This window comes from Pseudopedobacter beijingensis, assembly GCF_042678145.1.
Classification (GTDB): domain Bacteria; phylum Bacteroidota; class Bacteroidia; order Sphingobacteriales; family Sphingobacteriaceae; genus Pseudopedobacter; species Pseudopedobacter beijingensis.
This window is the reverse complement of the sequence record NZ_JBHUDG010000020.1, coordinates 150201-177061: the sequence shown is the minus strand read 5'-3', so window position 1 is coordinate 177061 and position 26861 is coordinate 150201. Positions and strand designations below refer to the sequence as shown.

Annotated in this window: 19 protein-coding genes; 17 read left to right on the top strand and 2 right to left on the bottom strand. The window is 35.9% G+C overall.

Annotated elements, in window-relative coordinates:
• Window positions 1-184 precede the first annotated feature (184 nt).
• Both ACFSAH_RS13725 and ACFSAH_RS13720 read left to right on the top strand, forming a co-directional pair.
• Window positions 185-757, top strand: coding sequence for a TMEM175 family protein (locus ACFSAH_RS13725; protein ID WP_379663315.1), 573 nt, complete (start codon window positions 185-187; stop codon window positions 755-757).
• 16 nt (window positions 758-773) lie between these two features.
• On the top strand, window positions 774-1631 hold the full coding sequence (locus ACFSAH_RS13720) for a tetratricopeptide repeat protein (protein WP_379663314.1): 858 nt from the start codon (window positions 774-776) through the stop codon (window positions 1629-1631).
• A gap of 16 nt (window positions 1632-1647) precedes the next feature.
• On the opposite strand, the gene ACFSAH_RS13715 is transcribed toward ACFSAH_RS13720, so the two are convergent.
• Window positions 1648-2946, bottom strand: coding sequence for a sensor histidine kinase (locus ACFSAH_RS13715; protein ID WP_379663313.1), 1299 nt, complete (start codon window positions 2944-2946; stop codon window positions 1648-1650).
• A 319-nt stretch (window positions 2947-3265) separates the two neighbouring features.
• On the opposite strand from ACFSAH_RS13715, the gene ACFSAH_RS13710 reads away from it, so the two are divergent.
• Entirely contained in the window at window positions 3266-4027 is a 762-nt protein-coding gene (locus ACFSAH_RS13710) for a TonB-dependent receptor plug domain-containing protein (RefSeq protein WP_379663312.1), read from the top strand.
• Here ACFSAH_RS13710 and ACFSAH_RS13705 read toward each other — a convergent pair.
• Window positions 3977-4957, bottom strand: coding sequence for a glycoside hydrolase family 3 protein (locus ACFSAH_RS13705; protein WP_379663311.1), 981 nt, complete (start codon window positions 4955-4957; stop codon window positions 3977-3979). The two genes, ACFSAH_RS13710 and ACFSAH_RS13705, sit on opposite strands and share 51 nt — an antisense overlap.
• Window positions 4958-5379: 422 nt before the next feature.
• On the opposite strand from ACFSAH_RS13705, the gene kduD reads away from it, so the two are divergent.
• The 14 genes from kduD to ACFSAH_RS13635 all read left to right on the top strand — a co-directional run bounded on the left by kduD (window position 5380) and on the right by ACFSAH_RS13635 (window position 26858).
• The gene (kduD, locus tag ACFSAH_RS13700; protein ID WP_379663310.1) at window positions 5380-6150 is read left to right on the top strand and encodes a 2-dehydro-3-deoxy-D-gluconate 5-dehydrogenase KduD; all 771 of its coding nucleotides are present in this window, start codon (window positions 5380-5382) and stop codon (window positions 6148-6150) included.
• Between the two features lie 182 nt (window positions 6151-6332).
• On the top strand, window positions 6333-6527 hold the full coding sequence (locus ACFSAH_RS13695; protein ID WP_379663309.1) for a DUF5670 family protein: 195 nt from the start codon (window positions 6333-6335) through the stop codon (window positions 6525-6527).
• Window positions 6496-6837: a phosphoribosylpyrophosphate synthetase gene (locus ACFSAH_RS13690; protein ID WP_379663308.1), complete on the top strand. Its 342-nt coding sequence runs from the start codon at window positions 6496-6498 to the stop codon at window positions 6835-6837. The genes ACFSAH_RS13695 and ACFSAH_RS13690 overlap by 32 nt, the downstream gene beginning before the upstream one ends.
• 144 nt (window positions 6838-6981) lie before the next feature.
• A complete protein-coding gene (locus ACFSAH_RS13685; protein ID WP_379663307.1) occupies window positions 6982-8382 on the top strand; it encodes a DUF4403 family protein in 1401 nt (466 codons plus the stop codon).
• 1 nt (window position 8383) lies between these two features.
• Window positions 8384-9055: a TatD family hydrolase gene (locus ACFSAH_RS13680; protein WP_379663306.1), complete on the top strand. Its 672-nt coding sequence runs from the start codon at window positions 8384-8386 to the stop codon at window positions 9053-9055.
• Window positions 9056-9282: 227 nt separating this feature from the next.
• The gene (locus ACFSAH_RS13675; RefSeq protein WP_379663305.1) at window positions 9283-11193 is read left to right on the top strand and encodes a DNA topoisomerase IV subunit B; all 1911 of its coding nucleotides are present in this window, start codon (window positions 9283-9285) and stop codon (window positions 11191-11193) included.
• A gap of 27 nt (window positions 11194-11220) precedes the next feature.
• On the top strand, window positions 11221-11583 hold the full coding sequence (locus ACFSAH_RS13670; protein ID WP_379663304.1) for a four helix bundle protein: 363 nt from the start codon (window positions 11221-11223) through the stop codon (window positions 11581-11583).
• A 44-nt stretch (window positions 11584-11627) separates the two neighbouring features.
• On the top strand, window positions 11628-14327 hold the full coding sequence (locus ACFSAH_RS13665) for a DNA gyrase/topoisomerase IV subunit A (protein WP_379663303.1): 2700 nt from the start codon (window positions 11628-11630) through the stop codon (window positions 14325-14327).
• Between the two features lie 699 nt (window positions 14328-15026).
• On the top strand, window positions 15027-17930 hold the full coding sequence (locus ACFSAH_RS13660) for a ligand-binding sensor domain-containing protein (RefSeq protein WP_379663302.1): 2904 nt from the start codon (window positions 15027-15029) through the stop codon (window positions 17928-17930).
• A gap of 291 nt (window positions 17931-18221) precedes the next feature.
• Window positions 18222-21230: a SusC/RagA family TonB-linked outer membrane protein gene (locus ACFSAH_RS13655; protein ID WP_379663301.1), complete on the top strand. Its 3009-nt coding sequence runs from the start codon at window positions 18222-18224 to the stop codon at window positions 21228-21230.
• Between the two features lie 11 nt (window positions 21231-21241).
• The gene (locus ACFSAH_RS13650) at window positions 21242-22795 is read left to right on the top strand and encodes a RagB/SusD family nutrient uptake outer membrane protein (RefSeq protein WP_379663300.1); all 1554 of its coding nucleotides are present in this window, start codon (window positions 21242-21244) and stop codon (window positions 22793-22795) included.
• Window positions 22796-22810: 15 nt separating this feature from the next.
• Window positions 22811-23740: a LamG-like jellyroll fold domain-containing protein gene (locus ACFSAH_RS13645; RefSeq protein ID WP_379663299.1), complete on the top strand. Its 930-nt coding sequence runs from the start codon at window positions 22811-22813 to the stop codon at window positions 23738-23740.
• 66 nt (window positions 23741-23806) lie between these two features.
• Window positions 23807-25447: a glucoamylase family protein gene (locus ACFSAH_RS13640; RefSeq protein WP_379663298.1), complete on the top strand. Its 1641-nt coding sequence runs from the start codon at window positions 23807-23809 to the stop codon at window positions 25445-25447.
• Window positions 25448-25508: 61 nt separating this feature from the next.
• Window positions 25509-26858: a glucoamylase family protein gene (locus ACFSAH_RS13635; RefSeq protein ID WP_379663372.1), complete on the top strand. Its 1350-nt coding sequence runs from the start codon at window positions 25509-25511 to the stop codon at window positions 26856-26858.
• Window positions 26859-26861: the final 3 nt, after the last annotated feature.

Genomic DNA, 26861 nt, shown 5'->3' with positions numbered 1-26861 from the left:
AAGTAAGGTATACTGATTATAAAAGTCTGTTTGGTAATAATATCTTTACTGTTTGGGATAAGGTGCTTCTTATGAACTCTATTCCCTTAACTTATCACGAGAGTGTTTTCTCTATCATAAAGAACCATAAATTGATTGAGAAAATTATTAGATTTAATGCTGTTTTAATATCAATAACAAACCAATGACAACAAGCCGTTTAGAAGCCTTTAGTGATGGCGTTTTAGCTATTATTATCACCATTATGGTATTAGATTTAAAAGTTCCTGTGGGTGATGGACTTTTAAGTCTGAAACCTTATATCCCTAAATTTCTTTCCTACTTTTTTTCATTTATTTATGTTGGGATTTATTGGAATAATCATCATCATTTATTTCATACAATTAAAAAGGTAAATGGAAAAATATTATGGAGCAATCTTCATTTATTGTTTTGGCTTTCTTTCTTGCCAGTAGCCACGGGGTGGATGGGCGAAAATTATAATTCGACCTTACCTACTGCAGTTTATGGTTTTGTTTTACTGATGAGTAGTGTTGCATTTATGATTATTGAGAAAGTTGCGATAAAAACAGAAGGTAAAGATTCAGATATAGCAAAAACCGTAACTTCAGGAAGTAAAGAGATCATCTCTACCATAGGTTATATATTAGGAATATTATTGGCATTTATATTACCTTTTCTCGGTATTTTTATTTACTATGTAATAGCATTGTTATGGTTAGTACCAGATAAACGCATAGAGAAATATTATAATTAGAATTATATCAAACCCTATGAAAAAAAGTATTTATTTTATTCTAATCACTATACTTTCTGGAACATTAAACTTAAATGCTCAGACTGTATTTAAATTCAATACCAAGTTTTACGATGCTATAGATAAATGGGTGGTTTTTCCTAAATCAGCTAAAGATTCATTGTATTCGTTCGGGTTCATATATTTAGATGTAGTGGCTGGACCTACATTTGAGTATGAAGGGAGAATAAACGCAAGTGGCACAGAGTTAGAAAAGTTAGTCGAAGATCCAAAGACTAAAAAATCGAGTTTTAAGTATAGACTGGGGAAAAATACCAGTGCTGTATATGTGCTATCAGAGCCGGAGTTAAAACAATTAGATTTAAAGCCAGAGCCTGACTGGCTGTCAATTTATAATTCCGCTGATAAAATAAGTTATCAGACAGCTTTAGGATCTATGTACAATGCTAATGGGAAACCTGATATAGCCCTCGGTATTTTAACGAAGGTGTATAATGAAGATAAGCAAAATGAAAAACTACTCTTTGAACTGGCCTATTCTTACAATGCGTTAAGTAGATATAATGATGCTGTAAAAGTACTATCTGCTGCTTTAAAAGTTCAACCCACTAATGGCTTGTTTTATAAAGAACTAGTATATGCTTACACAAAAGCAGATAAATTAGATGAGGCGGAGAAAACGTATAAGGATTTTATAGATAAAGCAGCCAATAATGGTTATTTATATGAAACTGCTTACAATTTGGCTTATAGTTATTTTGTAAAGGCAGATAAAAAGGGGTTTGAAAAGTGGGCTACAGAAGTCGAGAAATCAAATCAACCTCAGTTTGTGAAGAATATTCAAGCAATGAGACAAAGTTTGGAAAAACAATAAACTTAAAAACGGGGGCTTATTCAAAATGGTAGCCCAAGGGCATTTGAAGGAAAAATGTAGTACCTTTTCCATCTTCACTTTTAAACCATATTTTTCCATTTAACGCCTCGGTAAACTCTTTACACATTCTCAGGCCCAACCCTGTGCCTTTTTCATTGTTTGTACCAAAAGTAGATTTGACTGTAGAAGTAAATATTTGGTTTTGTTTGTTTTGTGGAATTCCCTTGCCATTATCCCTTATCTGTAATGTCAGAAATTGTTTGTCTAACACAGATGAAATAGTTATGTTTCCACCCGAAGGGGTAAACTTAATGGCATTGTTTAGCAGGTTACGTACAATAAGCTGATAAATGTCGTTATTGGTTTTAATGAAAGTATCTTGATGAATTTCATATTCGAAAGAAATGCCTTTATTTACAGCCAGGTTTCTGCAGATTTCAACTGTTCCGTATAAGCATTTGTTAATATCAATTGCAGCGATCGAAAAATCGAAACCCTCCATTTGTTTCTTTGTCCACAATAGCAGATTATTCAGGAAATGTTGCGTGTCATTAGTTACCTGCCTTAACTCCTTTTCCAATTCCTTTCGGCTTTCAGGATTTAAATCAGTACGTTCAAGTATATCTAAATACGTTTGTATATTGCTTAGAGGAGAATTAAAATCGTGAGAAACAATGGACAGTAACTTGTTCTTTTCTTCGTTTAGTTGTTGCAATTTTGATAAACTATTATCAGCAATACGTTTTTCGACATTATAATTGTTGATGATGTAGGTTAGGCAGGCAAAAATGAGTAGAATAGTAACAATATATGTAGAGGTGATATCTATAAAACGTGTCACCCGGTCATTATAACTGTCAATAATAAATTCTGGATGATAATATTCATAAACAATAAGCGATATTACAAGAATAATATTTCCAAGTGTCCATAGCCAATAATGTTTCTTTTGAGCGGTAGCTATAATTAAAAAATGCACTGTGATAAAAGAAAAAAGTACCGAGCCCTGTATGCCCGATGAGAAATAGTAACTGACTGCGAAAAAAATATTGAAAATAACAGCGTAAATAATCATACTGGTATTGAGCCAGTTTCTGTATCGTGATAAATAGTATAAAAAGATTTGAAGACACAATAAACCTGATGAAAGTAAAGCTAACCAGGGTAAATTGTTTAATAGGCTAAAAGGAATAGTGTAGAAAATAACAAGTATGGTAATAATACAGATGGAATGGTAAATTCTACTTTGTAGTGAAAATTGAGGTGCATCACCTATCAAATAATTCCAAATACCTGATATTCTTTTTTTTATCATTCTATAAACTCTGATATGCAGTTTAAGCCTAGTGTGTATTACATACCTGTAAAAAGTGCCGAAAGATAAGCATTATCAAAATGAAGCGATATTTACTGCAAAATAAATTGAGATAAAATTTACAATGAGAAGATGAACGTATTGCTTAATTAAAATTATCGTCCGGTAATACAGTCGTAAAGGATATAAATACCCCTTTTTAGGGAAATTTATACTACCTCTTCCAGGGGAATACTTTTAATATTTGTATAACCTAATCATACTTGCCTACAAGCTAAGTATAACAGATTAATAAAAATCAATGTAAAAAACCTATAAAATGAAGTTTATTAAAAAACCACTATTTTATTTATTATTTGTTCTGGGCTTTCTACTTTTTAAAGAAGATAGTTATGCACAATTAAAAGTGTCAGGGAAAGTTTCGGATACAGACGGAAATTCTTTACCAGGTGTTTCTATAAAAATTAAGGGGAGTCAGAAAGGTACAGTATCTGATGCTAAAGGAAGCTTTTCTCTATCTGTAAATAACTCTAATGAAATGCTGGTATTCAGTTATATTGGATTTAAACCGAAAGAGATCCCGGCAAACAGTTCGTCAATAAGTGATGTCAGATTAGACGTAGAAGAAACAAGATCACTGGATCAGGTTGTTGTTATAGGATATGGAGTCTCTAAATTGGGAGATGTAACGGGATCAATTAGTAACATAAAAGGTGATGTGTTGACCCAAACAGGAGCTAATAATGTCTCTGAGGCATTACAGGGAAGAATTGCAGGATTAAAGGTTAACAATCAGTCAGGAGAGCCCGGAGGCAGCATTAATATGCAAATCAGAGGAGCTAATTCAATAAATGCTTCAAGTTCACCATTGTTTGTAATAGACGGATTGCAAATAGATGTTAATGGCAGTGAAGTAGCTACTTCGTCTGTAGGAGGTTATACAAGTTATAACCCTTTGGCTACTTTAAATCCAAATGATATAGAATCTGTAGATGTTCTTAAAGATGCATCTGCTACTGCTATTTACGGTTCAAGGGGAGCGAATGGTGTAGTGATCATTATAAGAACTCATTACTCCTAATAAGCCAGCTTCTTTTATGGCTCTTTTAAAAGGGTAGACATGTACCATTTCAACTTCTCTAGGCGACATTTGAGGGTCAACCCTTGAGAGGCCTTCTCTTGCTCCTTTATTATTACTATAAGCAACAAAATGTTTAGCTGTAGCCGCAACCTGATAGTTGTTTTGTAAACCTTTTACCATTTGGATTCCGAGCTCTGCAACCAGATAGGGACTTTCTCCATAAACTTCCTCATAGCGTCCCCAACGTTGATCTCTACCTACATCCAGGATAGGAGCATACACATTAGTATAGCCTAATAATCTCGCTTCTTTTCCTGTTATAAGTCCTACTTTGCGTATTAAATCTCTATTCCAGGTATGTCCTAAACCTAATTGAGTAGGGAAATTGGTTGCTTTAAAACTTTCAATACCTCTGATACCTTCGTTGGTGAAATCTACTGGAATACCTAATCTTGTTTCTTCAATAAAAAAGCGTTGAACTTCATTGATAGCCCAGGCATGACGGGAGGCAGGCCAAACTAAAGGATGACTTGAAGGAGGAGCTCCCCATTGTTGAAAACCATTGAGGTGTTCATCAATTGCACCTACTCCGTCTTTCCATATTTTAGATTTCCATTCTTCGGTAGGTAAAGCATCTCCCAGAACTCGTTTATATCCATATAATGTAACCATCTGACATGTTTTTTCGTCCATGGTCATTTGGTTCAATAGATCCTCAATTCTGTCTTCTATTTTTGCTTTAGGATCCTCGTAGATGTCTTTAATGCCATTTTTATTAAAATCTATCCAGTCTTTTTTATATAAGCTTTTTTTATTGGGAATATATTTAGCAGGAATAGTTGGCGTTGTTATTTGGGCCGTTGAAATTTGTACATTCAATGCGGTGATACAAGCAGCTAGTGATAAGGATAAAGTACCGAAACTTCTCATAAATATTACTGATCTGAATTTATATTATTATTAAGTCGTAAATAATTAAGGTGTTGGCTAATCGATTTGCTATATCTTTTTAGAAGCAAAGAATTGTTGCTAAGATGCTTACAAAAGCCGATTGTAAAGGGGGGTAAATTTCCCTAAAATTGGGTATTTATGTTGTGAATCCGGACGAAATGCTTTAATACGCCTCCTCTTTTACAATAGGATAGAAGATTTTTGAATGATAAGTATCTACAAAGTAATGATTGGGCTATATTATATTTCAGCTAAGATTTCGACATAAAACACATAGGCGTTATTGGGCTTATTTGAAGTGTGCAAACGTTTTAACTGTATCAATAACAATGATAATTAGAAAAATATATTGGTAATTCTCAATAATAAACAATAAGTTTGGCTAATAAATTTTAGAAAAAATGAGTGTATTGAATTTATTTGATTTAACAGGGAAAAAAGCATTGGTAACCGGATGCAAAAGAGGTATCGGTAAAGCAATGGCTGTAGCTTTGGCAGAAGCAGGTGCTGATATCATTGGGGTTTCTGCATCATTAGAGTTGTCAGGAAGCCAGGTAGAAAAAGAAGTAACAGCATTAGGCCGTTCTTTTAAAGCCTATAAATGCGATTTCTCTAAGCGTGACGATGTTTATGCTTTTATTAATCAGGTAAAAGCAGACGGTCATCAAGTAGATATTTTAATTAATAATGCAGGAACCATCCTGAGAAAACCAGCAGCCGAGCATCCGGATGAGTACTGGGATGAAGTGATAGATGTAAATCTTAATGCCCAATTTATCATTACCAGAGAATTTGGTAAAGAGATGGTAGCCAGAGGATACGGTAAAGTTATATTCACTGCATCTTTGCTGACTTTCCAGGGAGGTATTACGGTTCCGGGTTATGCAGCAAGTAAAGGAGCTGTAGGTTCGTTAACTAAAGCTTTTGCTAACGAGTGGGCTTCTAAAGGAGTAAATGTAAATGCTATTGCTCCTGGATATATTAGTACAGACAATACAGAGGCATTAAGAGAAGATGCAGATAGAAGTGCTTCTATTCTTTCCAGGATTCCGGCAGGAAGATGGGGCGAACCAGAAGATTTTAAAGGACCTGTAGTTTTCTTAGCATCAAAAGCCGGAGATTATGTTCAGGGAACTGTACTTACGGTAGACGGGGGTTGGATGGGCAGATAATTATAAGCTCATCAAACAAAATAATAGAAAAGCGTTCAGAGACACCTGAACGCTTTTTTTATGCTCAAAAAGTTTGCAGAGTTTTTTAGGAGTTAATTATGTGACATTCTTATTGATAAATATCTAAATATTGGCATATCATTTGTTTTTAATTACCTGTTGTATATATGGTACTTATAGAAATGAGAAAATTGTTATATGCTATAGCCATATTTTTTTTTGTAGGCTGGATATTAGGACTCATTATATTTAATGAACGGACTTTGGTACATATATTACTGGTATTAGCCGTATTTACCTCCGTTCTAAATTTCCTTCTGGTAGAAGAATCAAAAGATAATAATTATGAAAAACGAAAGCCATCTAAAACATCATAGGAAAGGGTTTGATACTTTGGTAGAAGCCTTAGCCGATCTTAGCAAAAGAGGTTATTCAGGGAACCTTAAACTGCAGGGTAATGCGTTAAAAGAAGAAGAAAAAGAGTTGGTACTATATCCGGAAAACTTTAAAGTAGTAGAGAGTTATCGGTTTGAGGGAATGTCAGATCCCGATGATAACTCAGTAGCCTATGCTATAGAATCTCTAGATGGTACGTTTAAAGGGGTCTTAGTTAATGCTTATGGCGTATATTCCAATGGTATTTCTTCGGAGTTGATTAGAAAACTTGAAATTGATACATTTCATTAATATAATTTCAACCTTTAATAATGAATAAAATAAATTCAGGCGACCTTGTGTGGTAACCTGAATTTATATTTGAATTTTTACGTTTACATTTAGGATTTTTATCTTGTAAATCAACTATTTTTGCCAAATAATTTTGCATAAAATATGTTTAAAAGAATCCTGTACACACTATCCGTATTAGCGGGTGTTTTGTTGTATACATCCTGTGGTACCAATAAAAAAGTAAACGCCCTAAAACCCAACCCAGATTATTTATCTACAACTGTTGTTTACGAAAAACAGCTTTCGTTCATTAATATGCCCCTGGAAATTACCATGAACGAAATACAGGCGCAAACCAACCAGTATCTTTCAGGCATCATCTACGAAGACAAAAATATTAACGATGATAACGTAATGATGAAGGTAACTAAAGAAGCGCCCATCCGTGTTACAGAACAAAACGGGAAAGTGTTTATAGATTTTCCTCTGCGTATCAATGGAAAGTTCCGCTATGGTTTCGATAAATTTGGGATGTCTATGTATGATACCCGTGATTTTTATTTGAACGGAACAATAAAACTTGTTTCCCTCATATCATTTAAAGATTGGAAAATGACGACCCGAACAGCCATTGTAGATATCGTCTGGAAAGAAAGTCCTTCCGTAAATATTGCCGGAAAAAATGTACCCGTTACTTACGCTATTAATTCCGCAATAGGACTGTTTAAATCATATATTTCTAAAAAAGTAGACGATGCTATAGCCGAGTCATTGGATATAGAGCCCTATGTTTTAGAAGCCTTAGACGCAGTAAGCAATCCTGTTAAAATCAATGAAGAGTATAATACATGGTTTGCTTTTCAACCTCAGGAAGCCTATACCACAAGGGCCGTTATTGCCAATAAAAAAGTGACAATAGGTTTAGGAGTAAAAGCTTATTTGGAAACGGCAATAGGCAAAAAGCCCGAGAAATCTTTTGATAAGAACGCATTGGCATTAAAAGCAATAGATAAAATACCTAATCAGTTTAAAGTTAATGTAGCAGCTTATGCAACCTATGCAGATGCATCTGCAATAGTACAGAAGAACTTTGCAGGAGAGCGTTTCGAATCAGGGAAAAAATATGTGGTTGTAAATCATGTAGAGCTATGGGGTAAAGAAAATAAAATGATTGTTGCCTTGAATATGAGCGGTTCTGTAAATGGAACATTTTATCTGTCAGGCATACCAAAGTACAGCATGACTACAAAAGAAGTTTATTTAGATGAAGTTGATTTTGTGATGGATTCAAAAAATAAGCTTTTGAAAACAGCCGATTGGCTGGCTCATGGTATGATATTGAAAAAAATTACAGAAAACTGTAAATTTTCGATAGCCGACCAGTTGGCAGAAGGAGAACAATCTATGAAAGGTTATCTTAATGGATACGAACCTGTAAAAGGAGTGAAGGTAAATGGGGTATTAACCAGCCTTCAGCCAGATAAAGTAATATTAACCCCTAATGCTATTGTAGCTATGATATTGGCTAACGGAAAAGTATCAGTAAAGATAGAAGGGATGTAAAATGATATTTCCGACAGAAAAGCATTTTATCAATATTCATACGCACAGAAAACCTCACTCAGCTGATGAATGGGTGTTGCGAAATGCTTTTCATAAATTGACTCCTGAACAAATAACAAAATTGAGTTATCCGGTATCTGTAGGGATACATCCCTGGTATGTCCATGAAAAATTTGAGGAGGTAATATCTCATATAGAATCAGTATTGTCTGTTGATAATGTTTTGGCTATTGGAGAAATTGGTCTGGACAGAGCTGTAAATGTTGGATTGGAACTTCAGAAAATCGTGTTTGAACTACAGTTACAATTAGCAGTACAGTATAAAAAACCGGTAATTATCCATACTGTAAAAAGTAACCCCGACCTTATATTTTATATCAAAAAATATAAAATACCCTTCATCCTGCATCAATATAGAGGAAACGAAGTGCAAACATTGCAGTTCTTAAAATTTGATAATGTTTATTTTTCTTTTGGAAAAGATTTAGTGAGTCATCAAAAGATTCTCAATTCCTTTTCACAGATTCCATTAAACAGGATTTTTTTGGAAACCGATACCTCTCGTTTGCCTATTGAAAATATATATACTTTTTTTGCAGACTTTAAGAAAATGAAGCTATTGGACTTACAGCTACTGATGTATCAAAACCTGAAAAATGTCTTTCAGTTCTAGGATTATATTGTTATTATTTAGCTTTCATATCAAAGTATATCTTGATTAAAAAGTATTAATGAGAGAAAAGGTGCTTTTAAAAAGGCAGAATAAAGCGGTTTTTAACAAAAAACAAACAAATGTTAATAAATCCACTTTGCCTGCTTTGCTTAAAATTTTAGCTTTGTAGTAGTTGAAAAATCTACTTTGCTAAAAAAGTTAAAACTTATTTCTAAAACAAATATGGTATGGCAGAACTAAACGTGAATTATAGTGAAGATAGTATTCGTTCTCTCGACTGGAAAGAACATATCAGGCTTAGACCCGGAATGTACATCGGTAAGTTGGGCGATGGTTCCGCTTATGATGACGGTATTTATGTTCTGTTAAAAGAAATCGTAGATAACTCTATCGATGAGTTTGTGATGGGGGCAGGTAAAACCATAGATATTTCTGTTTACGACCATAAAGTGTATGTTAGAGATTATGGTCGTGGAATTCCCTTAGGCAAAGTTATAGATTGTGTAAGCAAAATAAACACCGGGGGTAAATACGACTCTAAAGCATTCCAAAAATCAGTGGGGCTAAACGGGGTAGGTACTAAAGCAGTTAATGCTTTATCTGCTTTGTTTACAGTCCAGTCGTATCGTGATGGAAAAACCAAAAAAGCAGAATTTGCAAAAGGTGAGCTGACAAACGATCAATCGGAAGTAGAAACTACACAAAGAAACGGTACATCCATACACTTTGTTCCCGATGATACCATTTTTAGAAACTATAGGTTTATTACAGATTTTGTAGAAAACATGATCTGGAACTATGTGTTTCTGAACGCAGGTTTAACCATCAATTTCAATAACCAGAAATTCTTTTCAGAAAAAGGGTTACATGATCTTTTGGTAAGAAATACAGATGCAGAAACCAATCGCTATCCCATTATTCACCTAAAAGGAGAAGATATAGAAATTGCTATGACTCACGGTCAGCAATATGGTGAAGAATATTACTCCTTTGTGAATGGCCAGCATACTACTCAAGGTGGAACGCATCAACAGGCTTTTAGGGAAGCTGTAGTAAGAACAATTCGTGAGTTTTATAAAAAAGAATTCGATGCCTCAGATGTCAGGGCATCTATTGTTGCTGCAATATCTATACGTGTTCAGGAACCCGTTTTCGAATCACAAACAAAAACAAAATTAGGATCTTTAAATGTAGGTCCGGATGGGCCAACAGTAAGAACCTTTATCAACGATTTCGTTAAGAAAGAGTTAGATGATTATTTGCATAAGCACTCAGATGTAGCAGAAGGTTTATTAAAAAGGATTCTACAGTCCGAAAGGGAGCGTAAAGACATTGCCGGAATTAAGAAACTGGCTAATGAAAGAGCGAAGAAAGCCAGTTTACATAATAGAAAGTTAAGAGATTGTAAGTGGCACTTAGATGAAGATAAACAACCGGAAGAAAACCGGAAGAAAACCACGCTTTTTATAACCGAGGGAGATTCAGCATCAGGTTCAATAACCAAAGCAAGGGACGTAAATACACAAGGCGTTTTTAGTTTAAAAGGTAAGCCATTAAATTGTTTTGGATTGACTAAAAAAGTAGTTTACGAAAATGAAGAGTTTAATCTTCTGCAACATGCATTAAACATAGAGGATGGTTTAGAAGGATTGAGGTATAATAATATTGTTATTGCTACAGATGCCGATGTGGATGGTATGCACATTCGTTTATTACTGTTGACATTTTTCTTACAGTTTTTTCCAGATCTGGTAAAAACAGGTCACGTATATATCCTGCAAACACCATTGTTTAGAGTGCGTAATAAAAAAGAAACAATCTATTGTTACAGTGATGAAGAACGTGTGCTGGCTATTAACAAATTAGGAAATAAACCAGAAATTACACGATTTAAAGGGTTAGGAGAGATCTCACCAGATGAGTTCTCTGGTTTTATAGGAGAAGATATACGTCTGGATCCGGTTATATTATCATCCGATGTAAAAATTAAAAACCTGTTGGAATATTATATGGGTAAAAATACCCCAGACAGACAAAAGCATATTGTAACCAACTTAAGAGTAGAAAAAGACGAAGCCGATATTATAGCAAAAGCAGCACTAGAAGAAGCAGAGAAAGAAGCGGAAGCGGTAGCTTAAGTTTAAATGATTAATGCTTAATGTTTAATGAAATCGAATAACTTAATTTTAGATAAATCATTTGATTTTTCATTGTTAATCATTGAATTATATAAATTAATGATTGCCCAAAAAGAATATGTTATTTCCAGGCAGTTATTGCGGAGCTCTACAAGTATTGGGGCAAATGTAAGAGAAGCAACAGCGGCTCAAACAAAAAAAGACTTTATAGCAAAGATGTCAATAGCTTCAAAAGAAGCGAGAGAAAGCGAATATTGGTTGATGTTATTGGAGAAAAGCAATATTGTTGATGTAGATTGTTTAATAGAATTAGAAAAGTCTAAAGAATTAATCAAGATTTTAACTGCAATAGTTAAAACAGCACAAACAAGTTTAAATAAGGATATTTAGGTCATTGAAAATTAAACATCAAACATTAAAAATTGTAATAGTTGATGGAAGAAAACGAAGAAATATTACACAATGTAACGCCTATAAGCGGCTTGTACGAGAATTGGTTTCTGGATTACGCATCATATGTAATTCTGGATAGGGCAGTTCCCCATATTAATGATGGACTAAAACCAGTACAACGCCGTATTCTTCACTCGTTGAAAGAAATGGACGATGGGCGTTTCAATAAAGTGGCCAATGTAATAGGTAATACCATGAAGTACCACCCTCACGGAGATGCTTCTATTGGAGAAGCTATGGTACAGATTGGACAGAAAGACCTTTTAATTGATACCCAGGGAAACTGGGGAGATCCTATTACCGGCGACTCTGCAGCTGCAGCGAGGTATATTGAAGGTAGGTTATCCAAATTTGCACTTGATGTTGTTTTCAACCCGGATACTACCGAATGGCAGCTATCTTACGATGGGAGAAACAGAGAACCTATAACCTTACCTGTAAAATTCCCTCTGTTGTTAGCACAGGGAGCAGAAGGTATTGCGGTAGGTTTAGCAACCAAGGTAATGCCACATAACTTTAACGAGCTGATAGATGCATCTGTTGAAGTGCTGCGAGGAAACAGACCAGATATACTTCCCGATTTTTATACCGGAGGCATGGCCGATTTCTCGCAATACAATGAAGGGCAACGTGGAGGAAAGATAAGGGTAAGGGCAAAAATATCAGAACTGGATAAAAAAACGCTCGTTATTACAGAGGTACCCTTTACAACCACAACCACAGGATTAATAGATAGCATTATTGCTGCTAACGATAAAGGGAAAATCAAGATCAAAAAGATAGAAGATAACACCGCTAGAAATGTGGAAATCGTTATCCATCTGTCTCCCGGTATTTCTCCTGATGTTACCATAGATGCACTTTACGCATTTACAGCCTGTGAAACCTCTATATCGCCAAATACCTGCGTCATTAAAAATGACAAACCTCATTTCATGAGTGTTAATGATATTCTGATAGAGAGCACCAATCACACCAAGGCTTTATTGAAAAAAGAGCTGGAGATAAAGTTACATGACCTGCAAGAAAAGATTTTCTTTAGTTCCCTATTGAAGATTTTTATTCAGGAAGGGATGTATAAAAATTCAAAATACGAGAACTCAACAAACTTTGAAGAAGTTATTACCGTATTGCATGAATTATTTGATCCGTTCAAGCCATCATTATACCGCGAAATATTACCAGAAGATTTCAAGAAGCTGATAGATAAACCGATGAGCAGTATTACTCGGTTCGACGTTAAAAAAGCCGACGAGCAAATGGCAGCATTGGAAAAAGAAATTACGCAGGTAAAAAAATACCTTAAGCACCTGACAGATTTTGCTATCGATTATTTTCTGCGTTTAAAAGAAAAATACGGAAAAGGAAGAGAGCGAAAAACAGAAATAAGAGCCTTTGATAGGGTAGAAGCAAGTCAGGTAGCCTTGGCCAATACCAAGTTTTATGTCAACAGAGAAGATGGATTTGTGGGGACAGGACTTAAAAAAGACGAATACTTATTTGATTGTTCCGATTTAGACGATATAGCCGTTTTTAGAGAAGACGGTAGCCTTATAGTAACCAAAGTACAAGAAAAAACCTTCGTAGGTAAAGGTATTTTACATGTCGGCGTGTTTAAGAAAAACGATGATAGAACAATTTATAATATGATCTATCGGGATGGAAAATCAGGAACAGCTTACATCAAACGTTTTGCAGTAGGCGGTGTAACACGTGATAAAGAGTATGATTTAACCAAAGGAACTAAAGGTTCTAAAGTACTTTATTTTACGGCAAACCCTAATGGCGAAGCAGAAGTAGTAAATATAGCCTTAAAGCCAATGTCTAAATTGCGTAAACTGAGTTTTGACGCAGACTTTGCAGAAATAGCCATCAAAGGGAGAGGATCGCAAGGAAATATAGTTACCAAATTTGCCATCAAGAAAGTAACTTTAAAAACTAAAGGAGTGTCAACATTAGCAGGACGTAAGATTTGGTACGATGACGTTACTAAGCGCCTGAACGAAAATGGACACGGCGAGTTTTTAGGAGAGTTTCAGGCAGAAGACAAGATATTATGTGTGTTTAATGACGGAAGTTATGAGCTGTCCACCTTTGATCTCACCAACCATTTCGATGATAAGATGATTCGTATCGAGAAATTCGATCCGGAACGTGTTTTTGCAGCTATTCAAATTGACGGAAAAACTAAAAATTATTTTGTAAAGCGGTTCAAATTCGAAGATTTGGCTATAGGCAAACGCATAAGCTTTATCAATGAAGATGCCGGTTCGCAGCTGTTGATATTAACTAAAGCCCAAAATCCTATAGTGAAGATAGAAGCCTTAAAAGGTAAAACTCAGATTTATGACGAATCGGAAATAGACTTATCAGAAGCAATAGACGTAAAAGGGATAAAAGCTCAGGGAAATCGTTTAAGTCCACATGATATTCAGAAAGTAACTTTGCTAACAACGGAAGAAGCCGACGAAGATGAAACTCAGCCAGTAGAGGACGACCAACCGGAAATAGAAGAAGGCGAAGAGCAAAGCACAGACAATGAAGAGGGCGGAGCAGAAAGCAACCAGGACGAGATAAAAACTGAAAAGCCTAAATTTATTTCAGATTTTAAGCAAACCAAAAAAGTGGATTTTGAAATAACCAATCCAGACGATATAGATGGTCAGTTAGATTTGTTTTAATATAATTATCCGAATAAATAAATTAAAAAACCTGATAGAATCAACACTATCAGGTTTTTTGTTTCTATACTCTTTTGCCCGAGAGCTTAAGTTCGACTATTATTGGTCATGTTTTCAGGTCATCCTGAATTTATTTCAGGATCTGTTAGCTTGAGCAGAGGGGGAGCTTATTAGTCTATACTTAAAAATAAGTATTAATCTAACTTTGGTTATTTAGCAAATCAACTCCGTGACATCCAATAATCCTGTATAATCCGTGATTCATACAAAAGACTATGGTAAGTACCTCTCCTTTGTTCGAAGCATCTCCAAAGGAGCTTTAAAGCATCTCTAAACGAAGGATGCATTTGGGTAATACGCTCGTCCATTGTAAACCATCTGAGTGCGACTACCATTCGTCATGTTTTTCTGTCATTTCATTCCGATATTCGGGAATCTTATACGGGGTTTAAAGACCTGTATAATGGGATGCTTCAACTCCGCTGCAAGACAAGGCTTGTGGGGTATGCTTAAAAATAAGTATTAATCGAATTCAGGTTGAGAGGTATTTAAGAACAAAATGTAGTGAACAGATGACATCCCCAACCTTTATTTTTGTTAATATCAGCATCAGTAATTATAGTATCTAAATGCGTTTTTCTTAGCATATTAGTAAAATAATTTCAGCTCCTCTGGGGAGTGCAGATAAAACCTAAAAGAATGAGAAAGTATACAATAGCCCATATTGTTCTCTTTTTGATGATGATACAGCATGTTATAGCGGTAACCGGTATCCAAAAAGTAGGCGTTCCGTATATAGAAAATTTTTCAAAAACACAGTATCAGGCGGCTAACCAAAACTGGGGGATTACACAAGACGAGAATAATGTGATATATATAGCCAATAACGAGGGGTTGGTCACTTATGATGGAGGAGCTTGGCGACATTATGAAGCGCAGAATAAGATAATCCTGAGAGCAGTAACAGCAGATGGTAAAGGCAAAATATTTACCGGAGGATTTGAAGATTTTGGTTATTGGTTTTATAATAATAAGGGAACATTGGAATATAAGAGTCTTATACCCCTATTGCCCAAAGACGTAAAACTTAGCGATGAAATATGGAAAATATATACAGATGGCGATAGGGTATTATTTCAGTCCTTTTCCAAAATATTTATCTATCACCATAACAAAATTACGCTGGTAGATGATAAAGAAACCAAAAACCAGCCTTATTTATTCCTGCATAAAGTTAACGGGAAATTTTATGCAGAAGTTATCAATGTCGGCTTATTCGAGCTAAGGGGGAATAAGTTATATCCGGTGTCAGGTTCCGAGGCACTAGGCAGTACAGGAATATTAAGTATGCTACCCTTCGAGCAGGATAAAACGCTGATAGGCACAGCCAAAAACGGTCTTTTTATTTATGACGGAAAAACCTTTGAAAAGTGGCAAAATCAGGCAGAAGACTATCTTAAAAACTTCCAGTTAAATAATGGAATCAGAGTGCTGGGCAATTATTATGCCTTTGGTACTATTTTAAAAGGAGTGGTTATTCTGGACAAATCCGGGAATATTGTACAGCAGATAAATAAAAGTAATGGGCTGCAAAATAATACAGTACTAGGTCTGTTAGAAGATAAAGAGCAAAATCTCTGGTGTGCTTTGGATAATGGTGTAGATCGGATAGAAATTAATTCCCCTTTCTATTTCTATTTAGATAAATCAGGAAGGTTCGGAACCGTTTATTCCAGTATCATTCACAATGGTTATATCTATCTGGGGACCAATCAGGGGCTGTTTTACAGTAATTGGGTAAATGACAGTCAGCAAGGGCAGAATTTTGAATTTAACCTGGTTAAAAACAGTCAGGGACAGGTGTGGGATCTTTCAGTCTTTGATAACGATCTTATTTGCGGACATAACGCAGGAACCTTTAGGGTAAATGGAACCCAGTTAGAAAAACTCTCTGCGGTAAATGGAGGCTGGTTTATTACCCGTTCAAACCTTTCCCCAGATCTGCTGATACAAGGTACTTATACCAGTCTGGTTATATATAAGAAAAACCAGCAGGGCAGATTTGAAATGCTGCATAGGGTAAGTGGCTTTTCAGGTCCTTTACGGTACGTTCAGCAAGACGATAAGGGAAATATCTGGATCAGCCATGTATATAAAGGAGTATTCAAATTAAAGCTCTCCGAAGACTATGCTAAAGTTACCTCTGTAAAAGAATATGGAACAGCAGAAGGACTCCCTAATAATTATAAAGTTAATATCTTCAATTTAAATGGGCGTATTATTTTCTCTACAGAACAGGGGTTTTATATCTATGATGAAATTAGCGACAGTTTTATTAATTACGAACAGCTTAATAGTAAATTAGGTTCGTTTTCTCACTCCAATAAAATCATAAAGGCCGAAGAAAATCAATATTGGTTTATCAGAAAAGGAAATATTTCGCTGGTTGACTTTAGAAATCCCGGAGTCCTGCATATCGATTCAAATATGTTTAGCATTTTAAAGGATCGTATGTTCAGAGATTATGAAAACGTGAATAAAATTGATAAAAATTTTTACCTGATCAGTTTAGACGAAGGCTTTGTGATTTTTAATAAATCCAATCAGGTAGGTGAAGGAGAGAAGTTACCTAAAGTAAATGTGAGACAGGTAGAAGCCATGGGAGAAAAATCCTTTACAATTTCAGATTTTGGCTCATTAGGAAAAAATATCATTATAGATAATAAAGATAAAAACATACGTATTAATTATGCATTGCCATTTTACAAGCAAGGCGATGTTAAATACCAGTATTATTTAGAAGGATATTCTTCTCAATGGTCAGAGTGGAGTAATCAACCACAAAAAGATTTTACCAATCTCCCTGCAGGAGATTATGTTTTTAAAGTCCGGGCAAAATTTAACGAACAACTGATTTCCGAAATATCAGAATTTAAGTTTACTATAGATCCGCCATTGTATGCTACAAAGCTAGCCCTTGTTTTATATCTTATACTCATTTTTGTACTGGCATTCTATCTGCGCAGACGATATCGGGAGAATTTAATCAGACATCAGCAAAAAATAGAGGAAAAGCTACAGAAAGAAAAAGAAATACAGCTTAAAGAAGAAGCTATTATTAATGAACAAAAACTAATCAAGCTTAAAAATGAGAAGCTGGAGGCCGAATTAATCAGTAAAGCCAGAGAAGCAACCAATTCGGCTATGAATATTGTTTATAAAAATGAGCTCCTGCAAAAAATTAAAGAAGAAATTTCGGAGCTGAAAGACGAGGGCGGGAAAAAACTTTCTGAAGATCAGTTAAGACGTATACAGAAAGTAATAGACGAAGGGATGAATGACGAACGGGACTGGGATATATTTGAAAAAAGTTTTAATGAAACCCATGAGAACTTTTTTCATAAATTAAAAATAAATTACCCCGACCTCGTTCCCAACGATTTAAAGCTATGCGCTTATTTGAGGATGAATATGAGCAGTAAAGAAATGGCTTCTCTGTTGAACATTACCTTAAGAGGAGTAGAAATCCGGCGATACAGATTAAGGAAGAAACTCCAGCTACCACACGATAAAAATTTAGTAGAATTCCTGATGGAATTATAACAAGTACTACACAAATACTACATCATTACCTCTCATGTGTGTTTTTCCATACAGCATCATGAGAGGTTTTTTATTGTCTGTTGATGTAGTGTTTTGAAATTCAAAATCTGTTTTATATTGTGTTCTAAGGTTGTTTTTTAGGGGTGTTATAAGATTGAATGATGTGTGATGTTTTTTGATGATGTAGTGTTGTAGAGTTTATTTATTTGTATTGGGATACTTATTGTTCTCAACTTTATGTCAACTGAAAGCCAGTTATAAATAACGCCAACTAATTAAAAACTAAAAATTATGAAAGGGAAACTACTATTATTTTTCTATCTGATTTCTGTTAGTTGTGTTTTTGGTCAGAACATAAAAATAAGCGGAACAGTAAAAGACGCTTCAGACCAGGGACCTTTAATAGGAGTTGCAGTAAATGTGAAAGGGAGCACAACAGCCACCCAAACCGATGTAAACGGTAATTTCACTATCAATGCTCCCACAAACGGGGTATTAACATTCAGCTACATTGGGTATACTACCAAAGAAGTAGCTATAAATAACCAAACAACTATGTCAGTAAGTCTATCCTCTGCAACTGCAGAATTGGAGCAGGTGGTGGTAATAGGCTACGGTACGCAAAGGAAAAGGGATTTAACGGGGACTGTTGCCAGTATAAAAGGAGAAGAAATTGAAAAAATGACCGTTACTAACCCTATAAGTGCATTACAAGGTAAAGTACCGGGTTTAACAATTTCTAACTCAGGAACACCCGGTTCTTCTCCAACTGTCAGGATTAGAGGGGTAGCCAGTACTAATGATGCAAAACCCTTATATGTAGTAGATGGTATCTTGCAAGAGAATATAGATTATCTGAATCCGGCAGATATAGAATCCATTGATCTATTAAAAGATGCATCTTCTACTGCAATTTATGGTTTACGAGGTGCAAATGGAGTAATAGCCATTACCACAAAACGAGCAGCTAAAGGAAAAAGCTTAGTAAATCTTAATAGTACAGTAGGAATACAGCATGTAGAAAAACATGTAGATGTGACGGATGCAGATGGATTTAAAAAATTGTATTCTGCAACATTAGCCAATTTGGGAGCAGCACCTTTTGACTACACAAATTATAATGCCAATACAGATTGGCAGAATGAAATTCTTAGAGATGCCTACATCAATACAAACTCCTTGAGTATTTCCAATACTGGCGAGAAAAGTACCACTTTGGTAAACATAGGTTATAATGATCAGGACGGTGTAGTTAAGTATAGCAACTTTAAAAAGTTTATTGCCCGTTTAAGTCAGGAAACAAAAGTTAATGATGCAATAAAAGTAGGGGGAGATATTACAGGCTATCATTTTAGGAACGAACCTATGAGGGTTAACCTGAATTCGGGAGTATGGGCGGCGCCAATAGTAGCTGTCAGAAGTGATAACGGATTGTTTAATACTATGCCATCTTTTCAACGAGGTCAGGTTGGGAATCCTGTATATGCGATGGAAAGGCTCAGAAATACATCTGTAGACAGAGGATATCGCGCAGCGGGAAGCTTGTTCGGAGAAATTAAATTCTTAAAAGACTTTACATGGAAATCTACGGTATATACCGACTTAAGGTTTAATAATGCAAGAAGGTATACTCCTCTACCTTATACCGTTGTGAATCTTGGTGAAGGAAATAATGCAACAGAGAATTTTTTTGACAAAAGCGCAAGAACTTCTGTAGAGCAGGAAGCTTTTGAAAGAAGAATGTTCCAACAAGACCATACACTAAATTTTGATAAAGTTTTGAACGAAGATCATAGAATTAATGCTATGGTGGGTTTTACCACAGTTAATATGTCCAGTACAACAGTCAATGGTACTAGAATAGATTCTATGTTGGTGGTTCCTAACGATCCTGATTTTTGGTATTTAAATGTTATCAATCAAGATAATATTACGAGAAATGTCGGGAAAGGAGAATTAGAATCCAGTATGGGAACCTTCGGACGTTTAAGTTATGCCTATAAAAACAAATATTTACTAAATGCAACTATTCGGAGAGATGGAAGTTCCAAGTTTGCTCCTGAGAACAGATGGGGAACTTTTGGTAGTGTTGGTTTAGGCTGGGTAGCTAGTGAAGAAGATTTTTTTAAAAATACTATCAGTAGTATCAACTTTTTAAAGTTGAGAACAGCTTGGGGTAAACTGGGAAATTCTAATGCTTTCCCTAATAATGTTTATCAACAAACCTTAGCGACTGGATCTTCAGCTGTGTTTGGAGACTATGTATATCCGGCTATAACGTATGCTTATAAACCTGATCCAAATTTGCATTGGGAAGTAATTCAGGGATTCGATATCGGTATGGATATACGGGCATTAGATAGCAGGTTAAGTGCAGAGTTGAACTATTATGACAAACAAACCACCGATCTTTTTACCAAGGTTTACTTACCGGATGATCCTTTAAAACCGTATTATACCAATATGGGGAAAGTAACCAATAAAGGGGTAGAAGTAGCATTAGGATGGAGTGATAAATTAGGCGAAGATTTTTCTTATAACATAGGAGGTAATTTTTCTTATGTAAAAAATCGGGTAGTATCTATAGGTAATGCATCCAATTTTAACTTAACAGGGAATGGTGGTGTTAATATGACTGAAACAGGCAAATCAATTGGTTATTTTTATGGTTTTAGGCAAATTGGTATTTATCAATCCACAGCAGATTTAGATAAAATACCAGCTATGCCTACCTCTTTACCCGGAGATATAGCATACGCAGATATCACAGGTGATGGTATTATAACTGCTGACGATAGAGAGTATTTAGGTACACCTTTTCCTCCTTATAGTTATGGTCTCAGTGTGTCCATTGCCTATAAAGGATTTGATGCCAGCATAGATGGGCAGGGTGTGGCAGGTAATAAAGTTTATGCGCAATGGAAAACGGCTAGTTTTACAAGAATAAATTATCCGGCAAACAGATTAAATGCCTGGACAGGGGCTGGTTCTACCAATATAGAACCTATTATAGAGTCGAGAGCCAATAATCAACTGTTTAGTACCTACTTTCTAGAAGATGGAAGTTATTTCAGACTAAGAAATATACAGATTGGTTATACCTTCGATCAAAAAATGCTAACTAAAGCAGGTATACAAAGGCTGAGACTATATATAAGTGGTCAGAATATGAAGACGTGGAGTAAGGTAAGTGGTTATACACCAGAGGCTCAACTAAGTGATATATTGGGAAGTGGCGCTGATAATGGTATATACCCTGTTCCTTCGGTGTATTCTTTTGGTTTAAATCTGACATTTTAATTAGAAAGCACATGAAAACTTATTATAGAACATTTAAGAGACCTGTTTGCATTTTATCAATGACAGTGGTCTTATCAATAACATTTGGTTGTAAAGATTTTTTAGAAACAACTAAACAAGGGGAGTATACTACGGATAATTATCCATATCCGGGAAATTCAGGACCTTATGACGAATATATATTTGGAGCTTATAATGATTTAAGGTCTTATGATTTGCATTGCAGAGGCTTCTTTTTGGCCGCTAGCGTGAGAAGCGATGATGCCGATAAAGGAAGTTCGGTAGATGATGGTGGTGCTGATGCAAAAACCATGGATAGCTTCCCTGTAGCTCCTAATAATAATGCTATAAATGAATTATGGAAAGGACATTATGCTTTAATCACTAAGTGTAATGTTGCCTTAGATCAGATAGCTAATAATAATGCTATCATAGCCACAGAAGAACAGAAAATGCAAGCGGAAGCTGAAGCTAGGTTTTTAAGGGGATATGCTTATTTTAATCTGGTAAGGTTTTTTGGAAGAGTACCCTTAATAGATAAGGTACTCCCCGCAGATCAACCAGGTGCTACACAAGTAGGACCAGCTCAGTTGTACCCTTTTATAGAAAATGATTTACAATTTGCAGCAGCTAATTTACCCCCTAGCTGGGATTCTAAATTTGCGGGACGTTTAACTAAAGGAGCGGCAAACGGTTTATTAGCAAAGGTTTACTTAACTCAACAAAAATGGGGACCAGCTATGTCGGCAGCTCACTCAGTTATGTTATCCGGACAGTATGATTTATCTATGAAATACAGCGATATATTTGGAGAAAAAGGTGAAAATGGTAAGGAATCTGTTTTTGAAGTACAGGCAACAGCATCTGCTGCTGTTCCCAGAACCAATGGCGCAGAAATTACACAGTGGCAAGGAGTAAGAGCTGGAGGAGATTGGAATTTGGGATACGGTTTTAATGTTCCCAACGCTTATTTGAGTGCAGCCTATGAACCTAATGATCCGAGAAAAGCCCGTACATTTTTGTATAGAAGTGATGCCAATAATACCTATAAAACCGTATACGGAGAAAATACAGGTACTACATGGGAAAACCCAATCTATAACCATAAGGTATATACCAATCCTGCATATAGAGCATTATACAATGATAAAGCAGGTAGGTGGATGAATATTCGTTTATTACGTTATGCTGATGTCGTTTTAATGTATGCAGAAGCTGCTAATGAGTTGGGAGGAACAGCTAATACAACAGAAGCATTAAAAGCATTGAACAGTGTGAGAGAAAGAGCAAGGAAAGAGGCAACTGTGGCAGGTACTTTACCGGATGTAACTACAACCGATCAAGATTTATTAAGAGATGCTATCAGACACGAGCGCAGAATAGAGTTAGCGATGGAATATGATCGTTTCTTTGATCTGGTTAGATGGGGGATATCAGGAACTGTATTACCAGCATCAGGAAGACCAAACTTTGTTGCTGCCAGAGATAATATATTACCAATTCCACTACCACAGATAGATTTAAGTAAAGAACCTTATAAATTAACGCAGAACCCTGTTTATTAATCCTAAAGTTTGTAAATGATGAAAATATTTAAAATAAATCAGATCAGATGGATTTTCTTTTTAGCGGTAACCATAGGGGTAAATGCTTGCCAAAAAAGTGATAATCCAAACAATCTGCCAAGTGTAAATCCGGCAGATTACGAAGGTAAAGTGGATGGTTATGATAGTTCGGACCAGATTTTTCCTAATAATTTAAAAGCATATTGGTCATTTGATGACAATACCAATGAGAAAAAAAGTAATACTGCGGTAACTCAGACAGCAAATGCAACGCTTTCCGATGGGGGGGTTAGGGGAAAAGCATTGAGTTTGAATGCAGGTTTCCTATATTTTGATAAAGCCTTTGAAGCTTTTAAAACAGATAATTTTAAAAGCTTTACCGTGAGTGTGTGGGTTCAGATATTAAATAATGGATCTAAAAAAACAATGGTTTTCCAATTGGCTCGACCAGGAATATTTAATGGGAATATTAATTTTGTTTTGGAGACCAATTTATTTCCTGCTAGTGAGATAGATCAGTTGAAAATCCATCCAACATTTACAAATCTTGCAGGGACAGGTACTCAGGATAATATAAATACCAAAAGAGATAATCCTGGAGATCCAAACTATGTTCCTTACCTGACCCCTAAAATTGGAGCAGACAAATGGACACATTTATTGCTAAGCTATGAGACTACTACGGGTATGTTTGATATTTGGGCAGATGGAGTTAAAGTAGGCGCTTATCCGGGCAGAGGAGTTGGAGCTGCTACTTTTAAATCTCATGAGCCTAACGAAGTGATTATAGGCGGTAATTACAATGTTATTCCTGGTAAAACTGTAAATGCTGATGTGAGTTTTGCACCCATGACAGGGAGAATAGATGAGATACGGATATATGATAAAGTACTACCCCAGGCTTATATCAAAGCACTTTACAACTTAGGTAAAGCAGGGAAGTAAGGTTTAAGCTACGCAAAGGAGCTATAGGACGTAAAAGTCCGGCTTCTTTGCTTTTATAAATTATTTATGAGATATTTTTTTCCGCTGTTAATATTATTAACAATTGCCTGTTCTAAGAAGGAAGTGCCTCAAATAAAAGATACTTCAGTTTCTTTTACCGTTGATGGGGAATATAATGGTACCCTATCTTACAATGTTTTGGGAATGCGGCCGATAATCGTGTTTGATTTTACAGAAGCAGTAGAAACAGAAAATCTGGATAAAGATATCGTATTGAAGAGTGATAGCGGAGAGCCTGTTAAATTGGAATTTAACGTTAGCAATGAAGGAAAGAAGATCCAGTTAAATTTACAAACCGATTTAAAATCTTTTTCTACCTATACACTAAGCATTTCAGGATCATTACCCACAAAAAAAGGAGGGAAATTAATTAATCCGCTAAGCATAACCTTAAATGCAGGAATGAGTTCAGAGGATAAATATCCTCGTATCTCAGACCAGGAGCTATTGACTTTAGTACAGACACAAACCTTCAAATACTTCTGGGGTTTCGGGCATCCGGTAAGCGGTTTAGCCAGAGAACGTAACACTTCTGGGAATTTAGTAACCAGTGGAGGAAGTGGTTTTGGAGTCATGGCAATTATTGTAGGTATAGAAAGAGGATTGATAACCAAAGAAGAAGGTTTTGCAAGAATCAGGAAAATAGTGTCGTTTCTGAAAAACGATGCACAAAAGTTTCATGGAGCCTTTTCGCACTGGCTGGACGGAACAACAGGAGCTGCACTTAAATTTAGTGAAAAAGATGACGGAGCAGATCTGGTAGAAACCTCCCTGTTGATGCAGGGCTTAATCACAGCCAAACAATACTTTAAAGCGGCATCAACAGAAGAAACACAGTTAAGGACAGATATAACCGATCTTTATAATAATGTAGAGTGGGATTTCTTTAGAAAAGACGGAGGAGATGTGTTGTATTGGCATTGGAGTCCTAATTATCAGTGGCAAATGAATTTGCCGATAAAAGGATATAACGAATGCCTGATAACCTATGTGCTGGCAGCAGGTTCCGCAACACACGGAATACCTAAATCAGTTTACGATAATGGATGGGCAGCCGGAGCCAACTTTAAAAACGGAAAAACATATTACGGAATTCAACTTCCTTTAGGAGCAGAAAAAGGAGGACCAATGTTTTTAGACCAATACTCTTTTTTGGGAATTAACCCTAAAGGCTTGTCAGACGCTTACGCTAACTACGAACAGCAAACACGGGCACACGCATTAATTAACTATAATCATTGTAAAGAAAACCCCAATAAATTTGCAGGCTATAGCGATGAATGTTGGGGGCTCACAGCCAGTGATATTAAAAATGGTTATACAGCAAGTTCCCCCACAAACGATAAAAGTTTTATAGCACCAACAGCAGCTATAGCCTCTTTGCCTTATGTTCCCGAAGAATCTATGAAGGCATTACGTTTTTTCTATTACAAATTAGGAGATAAGCTATTTAAAGAATACGGATTTGTAGACTCCTTTTCTATACAGGAAAAATGGTTTGCCAATTCTTTTTTAGCCATAGATCAAGGCCCCATTGTTATTATGATCGAGAATTATAGATCAGGTTTACTGTGGGATTTATTTATGAGCAGTCCGGAAGCAAAAAATGGACTAACAAAATTAGGGTTTCAAAGTCCTGCAATTTAAGAGAAAGTTATAAATAGACTAAGGTCTGTTAGTTTTTGAATTTAGAATATATAGAGTGATGATGAACAAGGTTTTAGGGTATTTATTATTAGGGACAATATTAATTGCAGCATGCGAACCTTCGAAAAATAATAGCAGCAATACAAAACAACTGTCAGATAAAGAGCTTCTTGATACAGTGCAAAAACAAACCTTCCAATACTTCTGGGATGGGGCAGAACCAAACTCAGGTTTAGCCCGCGAGCGTATCCATGTAGATGGAATATATCCGGAAAAAGATGAAAACGTAATCACTATTGGCGGAAGTGGTTTTGGTTTAATGTCAATACTGGTAGCCATGCACAATAAATATATTACCCCTGAAGACGGGCTGCAACACCTTCAGAAAGCACTGGGCTTTTTGGGGAGAGCCGAGCGGTTTCAGGGGGCCTGGTCACATTGGTATTTTGGTGATACAGGAAAGGTAAAAGCCTTTAGTGCCAATGACGATGGCGGTGATATTGTAGAAACAGCTTTTATGGCAGAAGCGTTAATCTGCATTCGTGAATATTATAAAAATGGTTCAGAGGCAGAAAAACAAGTCGCTCATACAGCCGATTCTTTATGGAGGGGGATTAACTGGGATTTTTACCGTAACGGTAAAGATGTACTTTATTGGCATTGGAGTAAAAATAACGGTTGGGGAATGAACCATAAAATCCAGGGTTTTGATGAATGCCTTATTACTTATATTATGGCAGCAGCATCGCCCACACATCCTATTCCAGCCAAAACTTATCATAAAGGTTGGGCAAGAGATGGAGCTATACGTACATCAGCAACCAAATACGGAATCCCTACCGTGTTAAAACACAATGCAAAAGAAGGAGAGGTAGGTCCCCTGTTTTGGTCACATTATTCCTTTCTGGGCTTAAATCCAAAAGGACTTTCAGACGCTTATGCCAATTACGAAGATGTTGTCACCAACCATACTAAAATTAATATAGCCTATGCCGAAGAAAATCCTCAAAAATATAAAGGTTACGGTGCCGATAAAGGTTGGGGCTGGACAGCCAGTTATTCAACCACAGGTTATATGGCACATCATCCGGATAATGACCCCGCAGGAGTAATATCACCAACAGCCGCAATATCATCAATAGCCTACACACCCACAGAGAGCATGAGTTTTATCCATTATCTCAGAGATAATCTGGGAGATAAAGTTTGGGGTAAATATGGCTTTTACGATGCTTATAGCGAAACAAAAGAATGGTATCCACAACGTTACTTAGCCATAGATCAAGGGCCCATTGTAGTCATGATCCAGAATTATAAAGACAGTTTTATTTGGGATTTGTTCATGAATGCAACAGATGTACAACAAGGATTAAGAAAATTGGGATTTACAAGTACATACCTAAAAAAATAAGTA